Below are 19,488 nucleotides of genomic sequence, written 5' to 3'. Positions count from 1 at the left end.
AGCGGCCCCTTCAGCGCGAATCGGGCCGCGCGTGACTACTACACTGGGTCGGTACCGGTAGGCACAGACGATCGAGAAAACCAGAGGTAGCGGTGGACAGCGCGGCACACAACGCGGGACACAACGGCAACGGGCGGACCGGAACGGCCCGGGTCAAGCGGGGTATGGCCGAGATGCTCAAGGGCGGGGTCATCATGGACGTCGTCACCCCGGAGCAGGCCCGAATCGCGGAGGGCGCCGGCGCCGTCGCGGTGATGGCACTGGAGCGGGTGCCCGCCGACATCCGCGCGCAGGGCGGCGTCTCGCGGATGAGCGACCCGGACATGATCGAGGGCATCATCGCCGCGGTCACCATCCCGGTGATGGCCAAAGCCCGCATCGGCCACTTCGTCGAGGCGCAGATCCTGCAGAGCCTCGGCGTGGACTACGTCGACGAGTCCGAGGTGCTGACGCCCGCGGACTACACCCACCACATCGACAAGTGGAAGTTCACCGTGCCGTTCGTGTGCGGGGCCACGAACCTGGGGGAGGCGCTGCGCCGCATCGCCGAAGGCGCGGCCATGATCCGCTCCAAGGGCGAGGCCGGCACCGGCGACGTCTCCAACGCGACCACGCACATGCGCGCGATCGGCGGCGAGATCCGCCGGCTCACGTCGTTGTCGGAAGACGAATTGTTCGTCGCGGCAAAGGAATTGCAAGCTCCCTACGACCTCGTCGTGGAGGTGGCGCGGGCCGGCAAGCTGCCGGTCACCCTGTTCACCGCCGGTGGCATCGCCACCCCGGCCGACGCGGCGATGATGATGCAACTGGGCGCTGAAGGGGTGTTCGTCGGCTCGGGAATCTTCAAGTCCGGCGATCCCGCCCAGCGCGCCGCCGCGATCGTGAAGGCCACCACCTTCTACGACGACCCCGACGTGCTGGCCAAGGTGTCGCGCGGCTTGGGGGAGGCCATGGTGGGCATCAACGTCGAGCAAGTCCCGGAGCCCCATCGGCTGGCGCAGCGCGGCTGGTAAAAACAGTCCGTGTCGATCGAAAAGATCCTTGATCTCGAGCAACTCGAGGTCAACATCTACCGCGGGAGCGTGTTCAGCCCCGAACAGGGCAACTTCCAGCGCACCTTCGGCGGCCAGGTGGCGGGCCAGTCCCTGGTCTCGGCGGTGCGCACTGTGGACCCGAGCTTCCTGGTGCACTCGTTGCACGGCTACTTCATCCGTCCCGGCGACTCTTCGGCGCCCACCATCTTCATCGTCGAGCGGCTGCGCGACGGCGGCTCGTTTTGCACCCGCCGCGTCAACGCCATCCAGCACGGCGAGACCATCTTCTCCATGTCGGCGTCGTTCCAGACCGATCAGGAGGGCATCCACCATCAGGACGTGATGCCCTCGGCGCCGCCGCCGGACGACCTGCCGGGACTCAAGTCGATGAAGGTGTTCGACGACGAGGGCTTCAAGCAGTTCCAGGAGTGGGACATTCGCATCGCCCCGCGCGACCAGATTCACCGGCTCCCGAACAAGGCTTCTCAGCAGCAGGTGTGGTTCCGCCACCGCGACCCGCTGCCCGACGATCCGGTGCTGCACATCTGCGCGCTGGCCTACATGAGCGACCTGACGCTGCTGGGTTCGGCGCAGGTCACCCACCTCGAGGAGCGCGAACACCTGCAGGTGGCGTCACTGGACCACGCGATGTGGTTCATGCGGATGTTCCGGGCCGACGAATGGCTCCTCTACGACCAGTCGTCGCCGTCGGCCTGCGGCGGGCGCGCGCTGTGCCAGGGCAAGATCTTCAACCAGCACGGCGAGATGGTCGCGGCCGTCATGCAGGAGGGCCTGACCCGCTTCCCCCGCGGCTACCTGCCCACCCAGCAGTGAGCGGCCCGCGCATCGGGGTGCTGGCGTTGCAGGGCGACACCCGGGAGCACCTCGCGGCCCTGGGCGAAGCCGGCGCCGAGGCCATGCCCGTGCGCCGCCGCGCCGAGCTCGAGTCGATCGACGGCCTGGTGATCCCCGGCGGGGAATCCACCACCATGAGCCACCTACTGCGTGAGCTCGACCTGACAGAGCCGCTGCGCGGACTGCTGGCCGACGGCCTGCCCGCCTACGGCGCGTGCGCCGGCATGATCCTGCTGGCCAGCGAGATACTGGACGCCGGCGTCGGTGATCGGGCGGCACTGCCGCTGCGCGGGATCGATATGACGGTGCGGCGCAACGCATTCGGGCGCCAGGTCGACTCGTTCGAGGGCGACGTGGCCTTCGCGGGACTGTCGGGGACGGTCCGCGCGGTGTTCATCCGGGCGCCCTGGGTCGAACGCGCCGGCGAGGGCGTCGAGGAGCTGGCCAGCGCCGCGGGTCATCCCGTCGCCGTACGGCAGGGCGCGAAGCTGGCGACGGCGTTTCACCCCGAGGTGACCGGCGACCGCCGGGTGCACCAGTTGTTCGTTGACATCGTGACGGGCCGCCGCTGAAGTTTGGTGTGGTTGTCGGCGGGTAGCTAGCAGCCGTGACCCGCAACGCACATCGACTGACCGGTTTCCGGGCGCTCACGGCCCTCTCCGACCTGGGCGCTTCCTCGATCGCCGCCGGAGTCCTGGCGCGCCGGCGACCCGTGGTCCGGCTGCTCGAGTCGACCCGGGCCGATTCCCGCGCCGTGGCCCGGATGCAGCGACTTCGCGAGGAATTCGGCCGCGGGCCCGTCGAACTGGCGTTGCCCGGACGGCGGATCCTGGTGATCCTCGACCCCGAGGACGTCGGCCGGGTGCTCGACCACGCGCCCGACCCGTTCCACCCCGCGAATCTGGAAAAACGCAAGGCGCTGCAATGGTTTCAGCCGCACGGCGTGCTGATCACCCAGGGCGCCATCCGGGCGCGGCGCCGCGCCCTCAACGAGGCGGCGCTGGACGCCGGCGCCGAACTACACCGCATGGCAGGTCAGTTCGCGTCCGTCATCGCCGAAGAGGCCGAGGCCATCGCCGCCGCGGCGCTGCGGGACGAGCGGTTGGAGTCCTTCGAGTTCATGCGCGGCTGGTGGCGACTGGTCCGCCGCCTGGCGTTCGGCGACGCCGCCCGCACCGACGAGCGGATCACCGATCAGCTGCTGCGGCTGCGCAAGGCGGGCAACTGGTCGTTTCTGTCGTTACCGCACTACCGCCGGCGCGCCCAGTTCTTCGACCAGCTGTATCGCTACGTCGAAAACCCGCAGCCGGGAACCCTTTCCGCCGCGCTCGCGGAGCTACCGGCCGGCGGTGCCGTCGACCCGGTGGGGCAGATGCCGCAGTGGATCTTCGCCTTCGACGCCGCCGGCATGGCGCTGTGCCGCGCGCTGGCGCTGCTGTGCACACACCCCGAGCAGCTCGCCCGCGCGCTCGCCGACGCCGACGACCCCGACGCGCCGCTGCCGCGGCCGTTCCTGCGGGCCAGCATGCTGGAAAGCGTGCGGCTGTGGCCCACCACGCCGACGATCCTGCGTGACACCACCGAGGACACCGCGTGGCGCGACGGCCCGCAGCGGTTCACGGTGGCCGCGGGTGCGGGCCTGATGATCGTGACGCCGGCGTTCCACCGCGACGACCAGCTGCTGCTCTTCGCCAACCAGTTCGCGCCCGACATCTGGCTCGACGGGACCGCGCACCGGTACCGGCAACTGGTGCCGTTCAGCGCGGGACCGGCCGAATGCCCGGGGCGGAACCTGGTGTTGTTCACCACCAGCACGCTGCTCGCTCAGCTGCTCAGCCGGTTGCGGCTGTCACTGGTGTCGACGCCGCAGCTCTCCGCGGAGCACCCGCTGCCGGTGACGCTGAACCAGCTCACCCTGGAATGGGCCGTCACGCCCGCCGCGCTGACGGTCGGGCGCTGACGGTGGACGTCGCCCCCGGCACCATCGTCGCCTACACCGACATCGCGTGCGCCTGGGCGACCCTCGCCCTGCACCGGCTCTACCGGGCGCGCGACGAGACGAACCTGACCGGCGAACTCCGCGTGGATCTACGGCTTTTCGCGCTCGAAGACGTCAACCAGTTCGCGATCCCCAAGCGCCTCCTCGATGCCGAGATCCCCGTCGTCGGCGCGCTGGAACCCGATTTCGGTTGGACGCCATGGCAAGCCGACCCGTCCACCTGGCCCATCACCACCATGCCCGCCAACGAGGCGGTGCAGGCCGCCAAGCACCAGTCGCTGCGCGCCGGCGAGGAACTCGACATGGCGCTGCGGCACGCCTTTTTCACCGACAACCGGCCGATCGCCTTGCACCACGAGATCGTCACCGTCGCCCAGCGGTGCCCCTCGGTCGACGCCGACCGGCTGGCGGCGGACCTGGACAGCGGCAGCGCCCGCGCCCAGATGATGCGCGACTATCGCGCCCACGCCTCCGACGTCCAGGGCAGCCCGCATTTCTTCCTCGCCGACGGGTCCGACGTCCACAACCCGGGCATCACCCTGCATTGGGTGGGCACCGGCAGCGCAGGCTTCCCGGTCGTCGACCATGACGACCGGGAAGCCATTGCCGAACTCGTCCGCCGCGCGGCCCGACCCGAATAGCTGCGGTGAGTTCGATTGCCGCTCAGGCTGATTCGAGCTGACGCAGATACTCGTGGCACTTGTGGGCGCGCGCCGAGTCCTGCTTCATCACGTCTTCGAAGAACGACGCGACGTCGTCGAGGCCGGCGTTCTTGGCGTCCCGGACGTACTGCCCGTAGTCGTGGCCGGCCTTCAACGTGTGGTACTGCACCGAGATCAGATCGAAGGTGACGTCGTCGAAGCCGGTTTCTCCCGTTGCCATGGTGTGCTCCTCATGAGTGGTGGTGTCGTACGGCCCGCAAATACCCGGTGTGTCGCGGCCAAAACGCTTTCGCGGGAATCGATTTCGCGCCGCCGGCAGCGGTGCGGCACTTCGTTTGGTGGCTAAGTTTGGGCGCCCGCCACCCGGGTAGCCAGGCTTGGATACCCACTGCGCGAAAGGCGGTGCGGCTGATGAATCCCGTGAGCCGTTGCCTGACGACCACGCTCGCGCTCGGCTGCCTGGCAGCGCCCACGCAGGCGGCCGCCGACCCGGGCCCGCGGATCTATCCCGGCATGACCGTCTGGCAGGGGGCGACCCGGTGCGTGGTCGGCTTCGTCGAACCGTCGCTGCGGATCGCAATGACGTCGGGCGGCTGCGACGGCGAATCGCCGGTCACCGACAGCCGCGGGGGCACCGTCGGGTCCGTGGTCGTCGCCCGCCACAACATCACCGGCACCGCCGCGTTGGACGGCTCGTCGCGCGCGGTCGAGTACGAGGCGATCGGCGTGGACCCGGCCGTGGCGGCCGCCGACACGTTGCCCGACGGGCGACGGCTGCGGCTGGATCCCGCGTCGCGGGTTGAGGCCGGCGCGGCGGTCTGCGTGCTGCAGTCCTCCGCGGTGCAGCGGTGCGGCCACGTCACCGCGGTCGGCGGCGGCCGGTTCACCATGGCCGACCTGAGGGCCGAACAGGCCGCCGCAGACGGCGGCTGCGGCCCGGTCTACACCCTGGCCGACGACGGGCGGGCCACCATCGTCGGGCTCTGCGACGGCGCAGACGGCGCGGCGCTGCGCGCCGAGTCGTGGCGGGCCGTCATGCAACAGCTCTTCGTCGACACGCGTGACGCCGGGGCGCCGCAACCGCTCCTTGTCGGGCGCGTCACCGCGCGCTGACCTCGCGGCCCGCGCCGCCGGGCGCGCCGTCGGCCCACGTAGACTCGTCTGGCGGAAGAGCAACAGAAGAGGTGCGGACAGCGATGAGCGGCCATTCCAAGTGGGCCACCACCAAGCACAAGAAAGCCGTCATCGACGCCCGCCGCGGCAAGATGTTCGCCCGGCTGATCAAGAACATCGAGGTCGCGGCCCGCGTCGGCGGCGGTGACCCGGCGGGCAACCCGACCCTCTACGACGCCATTCAGAAGGCCAAGAAGAGCTCGGTCCCCAACGACAACATCGAGAAGGCCCGCAAGCGCGGGGCGGGCGAGGAAGCCGGCGGCGCCGACTGGCAGACCATCACCTATGAGGGTTACGCGCCCAACGGCGTCGCGGTGCTGATCGAGTGCCTGACCGACAACCGCAACCGGGCCGCCAGCGAGGTGCGGGTGGCGATGACCCGCAACGGCGGCACCATGGCCGATCCCGGGTCGGTGGCCTACCTGTTCTCCCGCAAGGGCGTCATCACCCTGGAGAAGAACGGCCTCACCGAGGACGACGTCCTGGCCGCGGTCCTCGACGCCGGCGCCGAGGACGTCACGGACCTGGGCGACAGCTTCGAGATCATCAGCGAGCCCGGTGACCTGGTGGCGGTGCGCACCGCGCTGCAGGAGGCCGGCATCGACTACGACTCCGCGGAGGCGGGGTTCCAACCGTCGGTGACGGTGCCCCTGGACGCCGACGGCGCGCAGAAGGTGATGAAGCTGGTCGACGCGCTGGAGGACAGCGACGACGTGCAGGACGTCTTCACCAACGCCGACATCCCGGACGACATCCTGGCGCAGATCGAGGCGTAACCCCCGGCGTCAGTTGTAGCCGTGGCGCATGTCGTCGACGACGCGCGGGTGCTCCAGCGTCGACGGCTCGAGGTCGCGGGGCGCGACGTCGCCGGCGAACACCGTGGCGGCATCCAGCACCCGCTGGTCGAGGAAGCGCAGCGGGGGAGCGCCGGCCGGCAGCGTCGGAACCGGCGCGGCGCCGGACCGCCGGGCCAGCGCGAATCCCCAGTCCCCGAAGGTCGGCACGTGCACGTGGTACGGGGTGACCGCGCAGCCGGCGGCCCGGATCGTCGACACCGTGCGCCAGAACGCGGTCGGGGTCGAGAAGGGGCTGCCTGACTGCACCACCAACAGCCCGTCGGGCGCCAGTGCGCCGGCCGCCAGGGCGTAGAACTCGGTGGAGTACAGCCGGCCCAGCGCGGGGGTGTCGGGATCGGGAAGGTCGACGATGACCGCGTCGAACCCCGCGGCCGGGCGCAGCTCCGGGTGCGGGGTGCGCAGCCAGCTCATCGCGTCGCCGATCACCAGCCCCACCCGCGGGTTGTCGAGTGCGCCGGCGTTGGCGTCGCGCAACGTGGTGCGGGCGATGTCGATCACCGCGGCGTCGAGTTCGACCTGCACGATCGCGGTGATGCCCGGCTGGCGGAGCAGCTCGCGCGCGGCCAGGCCGTCGCCGCCGCCGAGCACCAGCACCGAGCGCGCGCCGCCGGCGCGGCCCCCGAGCGCCGGGTACACCAGGCTCTCGGTGTAGCGGTACTCGTCGCGGGTGGAGAACTGCAGGCCCCCGTCGAGGTAGAGGCGGGTGTCGTTGTCGCGGCGGGTCACCACGATCTCCTGGTACGCGGTGTGCCGGTAGGCGATGATCGGGTCGGCGTAGAGCCGCTGCCGGCTGGTGGTCTCGATGTCGGCCGAGCACACCAGCAGCGTCGCGAGCACCGCGAGCGCGGCGGTGAGCGCGCACAGCGCGGTGACGAGCTGCCGCGTGGACACCACCCGCCGCAGCAGGAACACCGCCACCACCGCGGCCGCGGCCAGGTTGACGATGCCGGTGGCCGCCGCGCCGCGGATCATGCCGAGCTGCGGCAGCAGCAGGAAGGGCCACACCAGCCCGCCGAGCAGGGCGCCGAGGTAATCGGCGGCGTTGAGGTTGGCCAGCGTGCGGCCGGCGTCGGCCGCGCCCGCCACACGGCCGCGCTGCAGCAGCGTCATCAGCAGCGGCACCTCCGCACCGACCAGCGCCCCGATCAGGGCCGTGCACAGTGCCAGCACCCATGTCGAGCCGTCGCCCTCCAGGAAGGCGAACACCACGTAGAGGGCCGCCGCGGAGAGCCCGCCGACGATGCCGAGCAGCGCCTCGACGGCGACGAAGGTGATGGCCGCCCGCGCCAGCAGCGGCTTGACCAGCAGGGCACCGGCCCCCAGGGCGGCGATGTAGCCCGCCACGATCAGCGAGGTGGCGACGATGCCGCCGCCGTTGAGGCTCGCCGACAGGGTCAGCAGCGCGAGTTCGTAGATGATGCCGCAGGCCGCGCACGCCGCGACGGCGGCCAGCAGGACCGCGCGCCAGCGCGCCGGCGTCCGCTCGGTGGTCATGAGACCGCGGCGGCGGTGACCCCTCCGACGGCGAGCAGGATCAGCGCCACGGCGAAGGACCCCGGGTGCAGCTGCGGTTCGTCGACATGCTCGTGGAAGCTGCCCGGGATTAGCAGGTGCATGGCCAGCAGGGCGATGCCCAGCAGCACGACGCCCATCAGCCCGTATACAGCCACGCCGACCAGCCCCTGACCCAGCTGGCTGTAACTGTCGGTGATCGCGGTGATGATGACGATGGTCAGGGCGATGTACATGGCGCCGGCGACGACGACGGCGTTGGGGCGGCGTTCGACGAACACCAGCTGACGCAGCTTGCCCGGCGTCAGCACGTCCACCGCGTAGAAGCCGACGAGCAGGACGCCCATCCCGACCAGGAAGTACAGGATCGTGGCGACCGCGCCCTTGAGGACGGGGTTGAGGTCGACCGTGCCGATCTCGACGGCGAGGTACATGGTTGTCTCCTTTATCGGTGGTGTGCCGTCACTTGGTTCCGCCGGGCCCGCCCGGGGTGCCGCCGGCGCCGCCCGACGGTGATCCGGGACTGAATCCGGGACCGAGGAAGACGAAGGCGCCGTGGCTGTAGCCGGCGCTGAGCGGCTCGACGCGGATGCTGCACGGATACTGCCCGTCGGGTCCGACGATGACGATGTTGTTGGGGTAGCGCAGGTACTCGGTGCTGTCACTGTCGGCGCGCGCGTCGGGCTCGGCGTAGTCGGCGAGGGTGTCCGCGACGTCGTCGGGCTTGCCGCTGCACTGATATCGGGTGCCGTTCACGTCCCGGGCGTACTGGTGGTAGTGCCCGGCGACGTAGGACGCGACGTTCTTCTGCAGCAGGATGATTCCGAAGACCAGGCACAGCGTGGCCGCCAGCGCCAGCACGCCGGCGATGACGAAGAGCCGGTTGCGGCTCACGGTCGCCACCGGCTCGCGGTGTGCACCACCGTCCCGCCCCCCGACGCCCCGGGGTACAGGTGCCACGTCTGCCAGCGCCAGCCGGGCCCGTCGGGCTCGGCGGCCAGGACGGTCAGCGCGGCGTCGTCGCCGGGAAAGCTGCCGCCCAGCCACCCGGGTTCTGCGGCGCACCGGTCGCGCAGAGTGCGGGCGAGCCGCCGGAAACCGGGCTCGTCGCGGGCCTCGGTGCGCGAGTGCAGGAGGTAGCCGGGGCCGGCGGTGCGCCGCGGCAGATCGGCGCCGGCGCTGCGGGCGGAGCAGGACACCTCCTCGGAGAACCGGCCCGCGGCGTGCTCGACGGCCACCACGTGGGAGGCGCCGAGCACGCCGAGCAGCACGGCGCCGCCGCCCGGGTGCTCGAGGCGGCAGGTGGCCAGCGGCGCGGGGACCGGCGCGTTGAGGGCCAGGCCGAGGCGCTCCCCGGACACGTCCGTGGGGGTCACCGCGAGGTGGTGGAGGGGCACCGGAGCTCCCGCGCCCTACGCGGGGGTGGGCGGCGGCGCCGGATACACGGTCAGCTCGCCCGGCACCACGGGTTTGCCGGTGGAGATCTCCCATGGCATGTCGGGGGCCCACCGTTCGAACGAGAGCAGCGCGGTCTCGTCGGCGTTGGTGCAGTCGACGAACTCCATCTCGCCGCCGGCCGGCAACCCGGTGGTGCCCTCGGTGGTGTAGGAGGCGCGGCCCCGCTCCGACTCGTGGAACGCCACCCCGTCGACGACGTAGGGGTCCCCGGGCCGCAGCCACAGATCCTTGCGGGTCACCCACATGGCCAGCTCGAGGCGCCCGTCGTCCTCCTCGACGCTGAACCAGATCGGCTGTTCGCCGCCCTCGAGCAGGTGTTCCCACCACACGAACGGGCCCTCACGGAAGGTGACCGAGCCGCGGACGATGTAGTCCACGCCGCCGTAGCTGACGATGGCGCCGGGGCCCAGCTGCCGAGGCCCGAACTGCGGTAGCGCGTCGGCGGCCAGCGGGTCCGGTCGGCCGGCCGGCGGGGCCGGGCGCTTGGGCCGCCGCAAAGCGATCACGAGGACCACGATGGACGCGATGAACAGCACGATGGCGACGATGACCAGCAGAGATCCCACGCTACTTGTTCCATCCCGACGAGGCTTGAGCGAACGTGTGGGGCTAAAGCTAACAGCTTTAGCCCGGTCGGGTGCCTAAACCTCGCGACCGGCAATCGGCCGCGTCGCCGCGTGTCCTGCCCGGGCCGGTCACCGCGCGCCGCTAGGGTATCGAACAGCTGTTCTACAGGTGGGAGCCGGAATGCGCGTGATGGGCGTCGATCCCGGGCTGACCCGATGCGGGCTGTCGGTGGTCGAGAGCGGGAGCGGGCGACGCGTGGTCGCCCTGGACGTCGACGTGGTGCGCACCCCGTCGGACGCGCCGCTGGCCGAGCGCCTGCTGCAGCTCAGCGACGCGGTCGAACACTGGCTGGCCACCCACCAGCCGGAGGTCGTCGCCGTCGAGCGGGTGTTCTCCCAGCTCAACGTCTCGACCGCGATGGGCACCGCCCAGGCCGGCGGCGTCGTCGCGCTGGCGGCGGCCAAGCGCGGTATCGCCGTGCACTTCCACACCCCCAGCGAGGTCAAGGCCGCGGTCACCGGCAACGGCGCGGCCGACAAGGCGCAGGTCACCGCGATGGTGACCCGAATCCTGGGGCTGCAGACGAAGCCGACGCCGGCCGACGCGGCGGACGCGCTGGCCCTGGCGATCTGCCACTGCTGGCGGGCCCCGATGATCGCCCGGATGGCGGCGGCCGAGGCGCTGGCCGCGCGGCACCGGCAGGCCTACCGGGCGAAGCTGGACGCCACGCGCAGGGCCGCGCGATGATCGCCTCGGTGCGCGGTGAGGTGCTCGAGGTGGCGCTCGACCACGCGGTGATCGAGGCCGCCGGCGTGGGCTACCGGGTGAACGCGACGCCGTCGACGCTGGCGACCCTGCGGACCGGGACGGAGGCCCGCCTGCTCACCGCGATGATCGTGCGGGAGGACTCGATGACGCTGTACGGCTTCACCGACGCCGACGACCGGGACCTGTTCTCGACGCTGCTGTCCGTCTCCGGCGTCGGTCCCCGGCTGGCGATGGCGACGCTGGCCGTGCACGACGCCGCCGCGCTGCGCCGGGCGCTGCACGACAGCGACGTGACGGCGCTGACCCGGGTGCCGGGGATCGGCAAGCGCGGCGCCGAACGGATGATCGTGGAGCTGCGCGACAAGATCGGCCCGGTGGATGCCGCGGCGGGTGGCGCGGCCGCCCCCACCGTCCGCAACGGCCACGCCGTCCGCGGCCCGGTGGTCGAGGCCCTGGTCGGCCTCGGCTTCGTCGGCAAGCAAGCCGAGGAGGCGACGGACAAGGTGCTCGCCGCCGACCCGGAGGCCACCACCTCCGGCGCCCTGCGCGCCGCCCTGTCCCTGTTGGGCAAGTCGCGATGAGCGAGTTTCCGGACGGCTACGCCGAGCGCGACGTATCGGCGGCTCTGGTCCCCGGGGAGGGGGACATCGACGTCGGCCTGCGCCCCCGGTCGCTGCGCGAGTTCATCGGCCAGCCGCGGGTGCGCGAGCAGTTGCAGCTGGTCATCGAGGGCGCGAAGAACCGGGGCGGCACCCCCGACCACATCCTGCTGTCCGGGCCGCCGGGCCTGGGCAAGACGTCGCTGGCCATGATCATCGCCGCCGAGCTCGGGTCGTCGCTGCGGATGACGTCCGGCCCGGCGTTGGAGCGCGCCGGAGACCTGGCCGCCATGCTGTCGAACCTGGTCGAGCATGACGTCCTGTTCATCGACGAGATCCACCGCATCGCGCGGCCCGCCGAGGAGATGCTGTACCTGGCGATGGAGGACTTCCGGGTCGACGTGGTGGTCGGCAAGGGCCCCGGCGCCACCTCGATACCGCTGGAGGTGGCGCCGTTCACCCTGGTCGGCGCCACCACGCGCTCCGGCGCGCTCACCGGCCCGCTGCGGGACCGGTTCGGGTTCACCGCCCACATGGACTTCTACGAGCCGGCCGAGTTGGAGCGCGTGCTGGCCCGCTCCGCCGGGATCCTGGGCATCGAGGTGGGCGCCGACGCGGCCGAGGAGATCGCCCGGCGCTCGCGCGGCACGCCGCGGATCGCCAACCGGCTGCTGCGCCGGGTCCGCGACTTCGCCGAGGTGCGGGCGGACGGGGTGATCACCCGCGACGTCGCGAAGGCGGCGCTGCAGGTCTATGACGTCGACGAGCTGGGCCTGGACCGGCTGGACCGGGCGGTGTTGTCGGCGCTGACCCGCAGTTTCGGCGGCGGCCCGGTGGGCGTCTCGACGCTGGCGGTGGCGGTGGGGGAGGAGGCCGCCACCGTCGAGGAGGTGTGCGAGCCGTTTCTGGTGCGCGCCGGGATGGTCGCCCGCACGCCGCGCGGGCGGGTGGCCACGGCCCAGGCGTGGACCCACCTGGGCATGGCGCCGCCCGCGGCGGTGACGGCGCTGGGTCAGCCCGGGCTGTTCGAGTAACTCGTGCGAGGAGGATTCCGGTGCTCACTGGCGGTTTGATCGTCGCCGCGCTGGCGGCGTTACTGCACGTCTACATCTTCGTGATGGAATCGTTGACCTGGACCTCGCCGCGCACCCGCGCCACCTTCGGCACCACCGCCGAGGAGGCCGAAACCACCAAGTTGCTGGCCTTCAACCAGGGTTTCTACAACCTGTTCCTCGCGATCGTCACCGGAGTGGGTGTCGCCGCAATCGCGTTGGGACACAACGCCGTCGGGGCGGCGCTCGTCTTCGCCGGCGTCGGCTCGATGGCCGCCGCCGCGGTGGTACTGCTGGCGTCCGCGCGGGACAAGGCCCGCGCCGCGGTGACGCAGGGGGCGTTTCCGGTGCTCGCGATCGTGCTGTTGCTGATCGGTCACATCGCGTAACAGCAGCCTCACCAGCCTCAGTGGCCACGGGCCGGCGCAGCCGCCCAGGTTACTTCTGCAAAGTGCCGGGTAATCAGGCGTCGCCGGAGAACCGCCCGGTATCTAGCGAGGAGATGTCATGAAATACGCAGAGGACGACCGCGCGCGCGGGCTCAGGATGCCTCGATCGCGTGGCGCGGTCAGCGGATTGCTGCTGGTCATCTTGGGGGCGTGGGGGGCGTTGATTCCCTTCGTCGGTCCGCGCTTCAACTTCGCCTACACGCCCGACCGCGACTGGGCGTGGAGCGCCGCCCGCGGCTGGCTCGAGGTGCTGCCCGGCGCCGCCGCCGTGGTGGGCGGCCTCTTGCTGATCCTGGCCGGCCACCGTGCCACCGCGATGGTGGGCGGCTGGCTGGCCGTGCTGGCCGGCGCCTGGTTCGTGGTCGGAAACCAGGTGGCGCCGCTGCTGGGTATCGGCTCGGCCGGCGACCCGATCGCGGCGACCGACCGGAAGCGGGCGGCCCTCGAGCTGTCCTACTTCTCGGGCCTGGGCGCGCTGATCATCCTGCTCGCCGGCATGGCGCTGGCCCGCACGGCCGTGCGGTTGGCGCGTGACGTGCAACCCGTGGCGGCGGCTCCGGCCGTCGAGCCGTACCGTGAGGCCAACTACGAGCCGTCGGAGGTGTCCTCGAGCGCGTTGACCCGGCCGCGGGTTCCGGCCGCCGAGGTGGCCGAGCCCGAGCCGCCCAAGCGGGGCTGGCGGCGCCAGCGCACGCCCGCGACGGCCAGTGGCGGCAACGCCTCCTACCTGCGGTGGCCGCACCCGCAACGCTGATCACCGTCGGAAAGACGAATCGCCCAGCCCCCGCGGGGGCTGGGCGATTCGCGTTGCGCGGTCAGAGCAGGCCGAGCAGCTCCAGGTTGGTGATGTACTGGACGATCACCGGCGCGGACACGTGCGGGATGTCCTTATCCGGCCCGATCTTTGCCTCCTGCACCGCGGCGCGGAAGCGGTCCGTCGGCGCCATCGACCCGGTGATCGGCTTTTCCGGGTGCTGGTAGTTGTGCAGCAGCGGCAGCAACGAGTACTGGCGTTGCCGGTCCGGGAGGGCCCGCATCGCGCCCTCGAACCGCTGCAGCCACTCGCCGTAGTCGGCGATGCGCTGGATCGAGTAGCCGGCCTCCACCAGCCAGTCGACGTACTCGTCGAGCCCGATGCCGTCGTCGTAGGGGTTCATGACGTGGTAGGTCTGGAACCCCGCGACCCCGTCGAGGGCCTGCGCCCCCAGCGTGGAGATCGCCGCGGCGATGAACTCGACCGGCAGGCCGTCGTAGTGTGACCGCTGCCGGTTGCCCTGGGCGTCCAGCTCGTAGAACGAGCCGGGCGCGATCCCGGTGGCGACCAGGCTCAACATCAGCCGGGTGAACATGTCCGGCAGGTTGAGCTGTCCGGCGTAGCTGGTGTCGGCCAGGATCATGTCGCAGCGGAACACCGCGACCGGCAGCCCGCACAGGTCGTTGGCCTCACGCAGCAGCACCTCGCCGGCCCACTTGCTGTTGCCGTAGCCGTTGGCGTAGTTGTCGTTGATCGCGCGGGTGGCGCTGATCTGCCGGATGTCGGCGTCTTCGACGAACTCGCCCGGCTTGATCTGGTCGCCGACGCCGATCGTCGACACGTAGGTGTACGGCTTGAGTTTGCTGGTCAGCGCGACGCGGATCAGCTCGGCCGTGCCCAGCGCGTTCGGCCCGAACAGCTCGCTGTACGGCAGCACGTGGTTGACCAGGGCCGCCGGGTCGACGATCAGGTCGACCGTGTCGGCCAGCCGCTGCCACGTCTGGGAGTCCAGGCCGAGGTTGGCCTCGCCCTTGTCACCGGCGATCACCTCGAGGTGGTCGGCAGCCAGCTTGCGGTAGTGCTCCAGCAGCCTGGGGTCCCCGCTGTCGAAGGTCTTGTCGAGCCGGGCCCGGGCCTCCGCGTCGCTTTTCGCGCGGACCAGCGCAATCACCTTGCCGTCGACGAGGTCCATCCGCTCGAGCCACTCCAGCGCCAGGTAGCGCCCCAGGAAGCCGGTCGCGCCGGTGAGCAGCACGGTCCGCACCTCGGCGGCGGGCTTGGGCAGGTTCGGCGCGGCGCTCAGGGTGGCCTCGTCGAGGAACTTGTCCAACGTCAGGTCGCTGGCGTGCACCGTGGTGGCGCCCCGGCCGTGCACGGCCGCGAACGTGGGCCGCTTGGTGCCCTGCCGCTCGGCCTCGATGTAGTTCGCGATCGCCTGCAGGTCGTTGGCCGGGCTGACGATCACGCCCACCGGCACGTCGACGTCGAAGATCTCGCGCAGCAGGTTGCCGAACGTCAACGCCGACAGTGAGTCACCACCGAGGTCGGTGAAGTGCGCGTCGGGCGTCAGCTCGGAGGTCGCGGTGCCCAGCATGGCGGCCGCGGCCCGGCTGATGGTCTGCAGCACCGGCGCGTCCGCGCCGCTACGGCGCAGCTCGGCCAGCTCGTTGGCCTGGCCCTCGGCGAGCTTGGCGTAGAGCTCCTCGAGGCGGTCGCCGTAGTGCGCCTTGAGCTTGGGCCAGGCCAGCTTACGGATCCCCGTCAGCAGCCCGTTCTCCAGCGTGAACGGCTCGGTCTCGATGATGAAGTCGCGCGGCACCTCGTAGGACTGCAGGTTGGCTTGCCGGGCGACAGTCTGCAGCGAGTCGGCGATCTTGCCCTTGAGCTCGTCGCCGTCCCAGCGCTGCAGCGCCTCCTCGGTGGGCACCACGACCGCCAGCAGGTAGGGCTGGGCGCTGTTGCCGTAGACGTAGATCTGTCGCACCAGCGGGCTGTTGCCGAACTCGGCCTCCAGCTTGGCCAGGGTCACGAACTCGCCTTGGGCCAGCTTGAGCACGTTGTTGCGCCGGTCGACGTAGACCAGCCGGTCGGGAGCCGTCTCGGCGAACACGTCACCGGTGCGGTAGTAGCCGTCCTCGTCGAAGACGCTGGCGGTGGTCTCGGCCCGCTTGTAGTAGCCCGGGAACATGTTCTCGGTCTTGAGCAGCAACTCCCCGCGCGGGTACGGGCGGTCGGTGCTGAAGTAACCCAGGTCCGGCACGTCGACGAGCTTGTAGTCGACCACGGGCGGTCGCTGGATCTCGCCGTCGAACAGGACCATCCCGGCCTCGGTCGAGCCGTAGCCGTCGAGCAGGTCCATCTGCAGCAGGGACACGACCCAGTTGCGCAGTTCAGGTGAGGTGGGCGCCGAGCCCGTCATCGCGAAGATGTAGCGCCCGCCCAGCAGGTACTGGCGCTGCTCCTCGAGGACCTCCTCCTCGACGGCCTTGCGGGCCTGGCTGTCGGCGCTGTCGGGCAGCCGCCGCTCGACCTGGCGCTGGTATTCACCGAACAGCGTCTCCCAGATGCGCGGGACGAAGTTCAGCTCGGTGGGCCGGACCAGCTCGAGGTCCTGCAACAGGGTCGACAGGTCGCTGCGGGCCGCGAAGTACGCGGTGCCGCCGTTGCCCAGCGTGCCGTAGAGGATGCCGCGGCCCATGACGTGGCTCATCGGCATGAAGTTCAGCGTGATCGACGCGGCGCTTTCCCCGAACCAGTTCTTGCTGCCGCGGCGCCACATCTTGCCGACGTTGCTCTGCGGGTACATCGCGCCCTTGGGCGCGCCGGTGCTGCCCGAGGTGTAGATCAGCAGGGCCAGCGGGTCGTCCTCGGTGGTGGCGGGGGGCTCGGCGGCGGGCAGTTGCCGCCCGCGCTCCAAGACCTCGGCCAGCGTCTCGACGGCGACCCCGGCGTCGCTCAGGCGCGCGCGGGTGTCCTCGACGGCCTCGCGTTCGTCGTCCACCTCGGGGTGGTAGTCGAAGACAACCAGCTTGGCGGGCCGGTGGTCACCGCCCAGGATCAGCTCGACGGCGTCGTTCAACTGGGCGACGCTGGCGCCGACCAGGACGGGCTCGGTCTCGGCCACGATCGGCTGCAGGCCGGTGATCGACGCGCTGGTCTGCAGCGGCACGGAGACCGCGCCGATCTGGCCCAGCGCCATGTCGATGGTCGCGTAGTCCACGCTGTTGAAGCCCAGGACGCACACGCGGTCGCCGGGGCGCACGGACTCGGTGGCCCAGGCGCGGCCCAGCGCGGACACGCGCTCGTTCACCTCGCCGTAGGTGAAGGTCTCGAAGCGGTCCAGCAGCTCGAAGGTGGTGCGGCCGGTGGCCGGGTCCTTGACGTACTCGACGGAGCGCTGTCCCAGCGCCGGGCGGTCCGCGTAGCCCTCCAACACGGTCTGGATGATCTGCGGCAGCCGCAGGCCGGGCTGCTCGAGGGCGTCGGTGATCGCCTGGTCCGGCTTGGCGGCGGCGAACTGCGGGTCGTTGGCGGTGAGGTCTTCGACGCGGCGGGCCAGCCGCTCGTCGAGGTTGGTGGTCGACATAGACAGTTCCCCTTGCAAATAAAAGATAGTTAGTTAAATCTGCGCTACGCGCTGACCCTTAGAACGTTAGCTAAAGTAACCTTATTCCTCCACGACCTCCCCGAATGTTGGCGGTGTGAGATTGCCCACCAGGGGCGATGGCCGGCTCTAGAGTTCGTGCAGCAGTTGGGCCAGGACGTCGATCCCTTCGGCCAACAGCTCGTCGGTGATGGTCAGCGGGGGCAGCAGCCGGATGACGTTGCCGAACATGCCGCAGGTCAGCACGACGACGCCGGCCGCGTGCGCGGCGGTGGACAGCTTCTGGGTGAGTTCCGCGTCGGGCTCGGCGGTTCCAGATTTCACCAATTCGATGGCGATCATGGCGCCGCGGCCGCGGACATCGCCGATTCGGTCATCACTGGCCTGTAGCCGCAACAACGGTTCCGTGATGAGTCGTTCCAATTGTCGGGCTCGCTCGATCAAGCCGTCGTTCTCGATCGTGGCGATGGTGGCCAGGGCGGCCGCAGAGGCAATGGGGTTACCGCCGAAGGTGCCCCCCAAACCGCCGACGTGCGGCGCGTCCAGGATCTGCGCGCGGCCGGTGACCGCGGACAGTGGCAGCCCGTCGGCGATGCCCTTTGCGGTGCAGATCAGGTCGGGTTCGATGCCCTCGTGTTCGCAGGCGAACATGGCGCCGGTGCGGGCGAACCCGCTCTGCACCTCGTCGGCGATGAACACCACGTCGTTCTTGCGGCACCACGCGAGCAGCGCGGGCAGGAAGCCTTCGGCCGGGACGATGAACCCGCCCTCGCCCTGAATGGGCTCGATGACAAGGGCGGCCAGGTTGTCGGCGCCGACCTGGTTCTCGATGACGCCGATGGCGCGGGCGGCGGCCTTCTCGCCGTCGGTGGCCAGCTCCTTGTCCAGCAGCCCGTCGCGGTAGGGATAGGACAGCGGCGCCCGATAGACCTCCGGCGCGAACGGGCCGAAGCCGTTCTTGTAGGGCTTGGACTTGGCGGTGAGCGCCATCGTCAGGTTGGTGCGGCCGTGGTACGCGTGGTCGAACGCGACGACGGCCGGCTTGCGCGTGAAGGACCGCGCAACCTTGACGGCGTTCTCGACCGCCTCGGCGCCAGAGTTGAACAGCACGGAGCGCTTCTCGCCTGTGCCGGGGGTGATGCGGTTGAGCTCCTCGGCGACGGCGACGTACTGCTCGTACGGCGTCACCATGAAGCACGTGTGGGTGAACTCGGCCACCTGCGCGCGCACCGCGTCGACGACCTTCGGCGACGAGTTGCCGATGGTGGTCACGGCGATGCCCGAGCCCAGGTCGATGAGCCGGTTGCCGTCGACGTCCTCGAGGATGCCGCCGCCCGCGCGGGCCACGAACACCGGCACCGAGACGTTGACGCCGTGCGAGACCGCGGCGGCCCGTCGCTTGTTGAGTTCGAGCGACGCCGGCCCGGGAATCTCGGTGACCAGTTGGCGAGTTTGTTCGAGGCTGGCCACCACATCCCCCTTCACGGGCCGCGCGCGTCGCGGCCACCACGAGCCTATCCGGCGTGGCGCCGGCCGGCCTCCCGTGCACCGGCCCGGTCGGCCGCCGCCCGCGGCCTGCCAAACTAGGGGCACACTGGACCGTCGGTACAGGTGTGCGTCCGAGCCGCGCCGCCCCGACGGGGGTACCCGAAAATTCACGACGGAAGGCAGGCACGTCCATGGAGAGCTTGATCATGTTCTTGCCGTTCGTGCTCATCATGGGCGGCTTCATGTACTTCGCGTCGCGGCGCCAGAAGCGCGCGATGCAGGCGACCATCGACCTGCACGAGTCGTTGCGCCCGGGTGACCGGGTGCACACGACGTCGGGGCTGCAGGGCACGGTCGTCGCGATCACCGACGACGACGTCGACCTGGAGATCGCGCCCGGGGTGGTGACCACCTGGATGAAGCTGGCGATCCGCGACCGGATCACCGACGACGCCGACCTTGACGACGAGCACGCCGACGGTGTGGCCGAGGCGGGTGGCCCGGTCGATCAGAGCCGGGTGATCGAGGATTCCTGACCGGGCACGTAGGCTCTGTCCGGGTTAGAAAGCGATTCTCGAGGAGATATAAGGAACGTGGCATCGTCTTCGGCGCCGGTGCACCCTGCCCGCTACCTGTCGGTTTTCCTGCTGTTGCTGG

21 protein-coding genes are annotated in these 19,488 nt (G+C 70.7%); 13 read left to right on the top strand and 8 right to left on the bottom strand.

Features of this window, described 5'->3' with window-relative positions; genetic code table 11:
- Positions 1 to 92: 92 nt before the first annotated feature.
- Genes pdxS through A5714_RS00355 form a run of 5 tightly spaced genes read left to right on the top strand, consistent with a single transcriptional unit; the run spans position 93 to position 4,529 of the window.
- A complete protein-coding gene (gene pdxS / locus A5714_RS00375) occupies positions 93 to 1,013 on the top strand; it encodes a pyridoxal 5'-phosphate synthase lyase subunit PdxS (RefSeq protein ID WP_068072409.1) in 921 nt (306 codons plus the stop codon).
- 9 nt (positions 1,014 to 1,022) lie between these two features.
- Entirely contained in the window at positions 1,023 to 1,868 is an 846-nt protein-coding gene (gene tesB / locus A5714_RS00370; RefSeq protein WP_068072411.1) for an acyl-CoA thioesterase II, read from the top strand.
- Positions 1,865 to 2,461 carry a pyridoxal 5'-phosphate synthase glutaminase subunit PdxT gene (gene pdxT / locus A5714_RS00365; protein ID WP_068281718.1) on the top strand — a complete coding sequence of 199 codons (597 nt, stop codon included), beginning with the start codon at positions 1,865 to 1,867 and terminating at the stop codon, positions 2,459 to 2,461. Before tesB ends, pdxT begins: the two co-directional genes overlap by 4 nt.
- Before the next feature lie 35 nt (positions 2,462 to 2,496).
- On the top strand, positions 2,497 to 3,849 hold the full coding sequence (locus tag A5714_RS00360; RefSeq protein ID WP_068281716.1) for a cytochrome P450: 1,353 nt from the start codon (positions 2,497 to 2,499) through the stop codon (positions 3,847 to 3,849).
- Positions 3,850 to 3,851: 2 nt separating this feature from the next.
- Positions 3,852 to 4,529, top strand: a complete 678-nt coding sequence (locus A5714_RS00355) for a DsbA family protein (RefSeq protein WP_068281787.1) — start codon at positions 3,852 to 3,854, stop codon at positions 4,527 to 4,529.
- A 22-nt stretch (positions 4,530 to 4,551) separates the two neighbouring features.
- Here the strand turns inward: A5714_RS00355 and A5714_RS00350 are convergent, their stop codons facing one another.
- Positions 4,552 to 4,770, bottom strand: a complete 219-nt coding sequence (locus A5714_RS00350; protein ID WP_068281714.1) for an acyl carrier protein — start codon at positions 4,768 to 4,770, stop codon at positions 4,552 to 4,554.
- Positions 4,771 to 4,961: 191 nt separating this feature from the next.
- Here A5714_RS00350 and A5714_RS00345 point away from each other — a divergent pair, with 191 nt between their 5' ends.
- Both A5714_RS00345 and A5714_RS00340 read left to right on the top strand, forming a co-directional pair.
- Positions 4,962 to 5,663 carry a hypothetical protein gene (locus tag A5714_RS00345; RefSeq protein ID WP_068281785.1) on the top strand — a complete coding sequence of 234 codons (702 nt, stop codon included), beginning with the start codon at positions 4,962 to 4,964 and terminating at the stop codon, positions 5,661 to 5,663.
- Positions 5,664 to 5,746: 83 nt separating this feature from the next.
- Positions 5,747 to 6,499, top strand: a complete 753-nt coding sequence (locus A5714_RS00340) for a YebC/PmpR family DNA-binding transcriptional regulator (protein WP_068281711.1) — start codon at positions 5,747 to 5,749, stop codon at positions 6,497 to 6,499.
- Positions 6,500 to 6,508: 9 nt separating this feature from the next.
- Here the strand turns inward: A5714_RS00340 and A5714_RS00335 are convergent, their stop codons facing one another.
- The 5 genes from A5714_RS00335 to A5714_RS00315 are packed head-to-tail and all read right to left on the bottom strand — an operon-like array spanning position 6,509 to position 10,116.
- On the bottom strand, positions 6,509 to 8,074 hold the full coding sequence (locus A5714_RS00335; RefSeq protein WP_068281709.1) for a polyamine aminopropyltransferase: 1,566 nt from the start codon (positions 8,072 to 8,074) through the stop codon (positions 6,509 to 6,511).
- Positions 8,071 to 8,526, bottom strand: coding sequence for a DUF350 domain-containing protein (locus A5714_RS00330; protein ID WP_068072430.1), 456 nt, complete (start codon positions 8,524 to 8,526; stop codon positions 8,071 to 8,073). Before A5714_RS00330 ends, A5714_RS00335 begins: the two co-directional genes overlap by 4 nt.
- A gap of 28 nt (positions 8,527 to 8,554) precedes the next feature.
- Positions 8,555 to 8,986 (bottom strand): DUF4247 domain-containing protein, encoded by a 432-nt coding sequence (locus tag A5714_RS00325; protein WP_068281783.1) that lies wholly within the window; start codon positions 8,984 to 8,986, stop codon positions 8,555 to 8,557.
- Positions 8,983 to 9,489, bottom strand: a complete 507-nt coding sequence (locus A5714_RS00320) for a DUF2617 family protein (RefSeq protein ID WP_068281707.1) — start codon at positions 9,487 to 9,489, stop codon at positions 8,983 to 8,985. The genes A5714_RS00325 and A5714_RS00320 overlap by 4 nt, the downstream gene beginning before the upstream one ends.
- A 15-nt stretch (positions 9,490 to 9,504) precedes the next feature.
- A complete protein-coding gene (locus tag A5714_RS00315) occupies positions 9,505 to 10,116 on the bottom strand; it encodes a DUF4178 domain-containing protein (RefSeq protein ID WP_068281706.1) in 612 nt (203 codons plus the stop codon).
- A gap of 181 nt (positions 10,117 to 10,297) precedes the next feature.
- Here A5714_RS00315 and ruvC point away from each other — a divergent pair, with 181 nt between their 5' ends.
- The 5 genes from ruvC to A5714_RS00290 all read left to right on the top strand — a co-directional run bounded on the left by ruvC (position 10,298) and on the right by A5714_RS00290 (position 13,739).
- A complete protein-coding gene (ruvC, locus tag A5714_RS00310) occupies positions 10,298 to 10,864 on the top strand; it encodes a crossover junction endodeoxyribonuclease RuvC (protein ID WP_068072439.1) in 567 nt (188 codons plus the stop codon).
- Positions 10,861 to 11,466: a Holliday junction branch migration protein RuvA gene (gene ruvA / locus A5714_RS00305; RefSeq protein ID WP_068281704.1), complete on the top strand. Its 606-nt coding sequence runs from the start codon at positions 10,861 to 10,863 to the stop codon at positions 11,464 to 11,466. The genes ruvC and ruvA overlap by 4 nt, the downstream gene beginning before the upstream one ends.
- Entirely contained in the window at positions 11,463 to 12,518 is a 1,056-nt protein-coding gene (ruvB, locus tag A5714_RS00300; RefSeq protein WP_068281701.1) for a Holliday junction branch migration DNA helicase RuvB, read from the top strand. Before ruvA ends, ruvB begins: the two co-directional genes overlap by 4 nt.
- A gap of 20 nt (positions 12,519 to 12,538) precedes the next feature.
- A complete protein-coding gene (locus A5714_RS00295) occupies positions 12,539 to 12,925 on the top strand; it encodes a DUF1304 domain-containing protein (protein ID WP_068281699.1) in 387 nt (128 codons plus the stop codon).
- A 118-nt stretch (positions 12,926 to 13,043) separates the two neighbouring features.
- Positions 13,044 to 13,739: a hypothetical protein gene (locus A5714_RS00290; RefSeq protein WP_068281697.1), complete on the top strand. Its 696-nt coding sequence runs from the start codon at positions 13,044 to 13,046 to the stop codon at positions 13,737 to 13,739.
- 61 nt (positions 13,740 to 13,800) lie between these two features.
- Here A5714_RS00290 and car read toward each other — a convergent pair whose 3' ends face one another.
- Positions 13,801 to 17,325, bottom strand: coding sequence for a carboxylic acid reductase (gene car / locus A5714_RS00285; RefSeq protein WP_068281695.1), 3,525 nt, complete (start codon positions 17,323 to 17,325; stop codon positions 13,801 to 13,803).
- Positions 17,326 to 17,472: 147 nt separating this feature from the next.
- Positions 17,473 to 18,813 carry a 4-aminobutyrate--2-oxoglutarate transaminase gene (gene gabT, locus A5714_RS00280; protein WP_068281781.1) on the bottom strand — a complete coding sequence of 447 codons (1,341 nt, stop codon included), beginning with the start codon at positions 18,811 to 18,813 and terminating at the stop codon, positions 17,473 to 17,475.
- 209 nt (positions 18,814 to 19,022) lie between these two features.
- Between gabT and yajC the strand changes: the two genes are divergently transcribed.
- Positions 19,023 to 19,367 (top strand): preprotein translocase subunit YajC, encoded by a 345-nt coding sequence (yajC, locus tag A5714_RS00275; RefSeq protein WP_068069870.1) that lies wholly within the window; start codon positions 19,023 to 19,025, stop codon positions 19,365 to 19,367.
- The last annotated feature ends 121 nt before the right edge of the window (positions 19,368 to 19,488 follow it).

Source organism: Mycobacterium sp. E2462, from assembly GCF_001672685.1.
GTDB lineage: Bacteria > Actinomycetota > Actinomycetes > Mycobacteriales > Mycobacteriaceae > Mycobacterium.
Note: the sequence above shows the minus strand (reverse complement) of the source record. Positions and strands in the feature narration are given on the sequence as shown.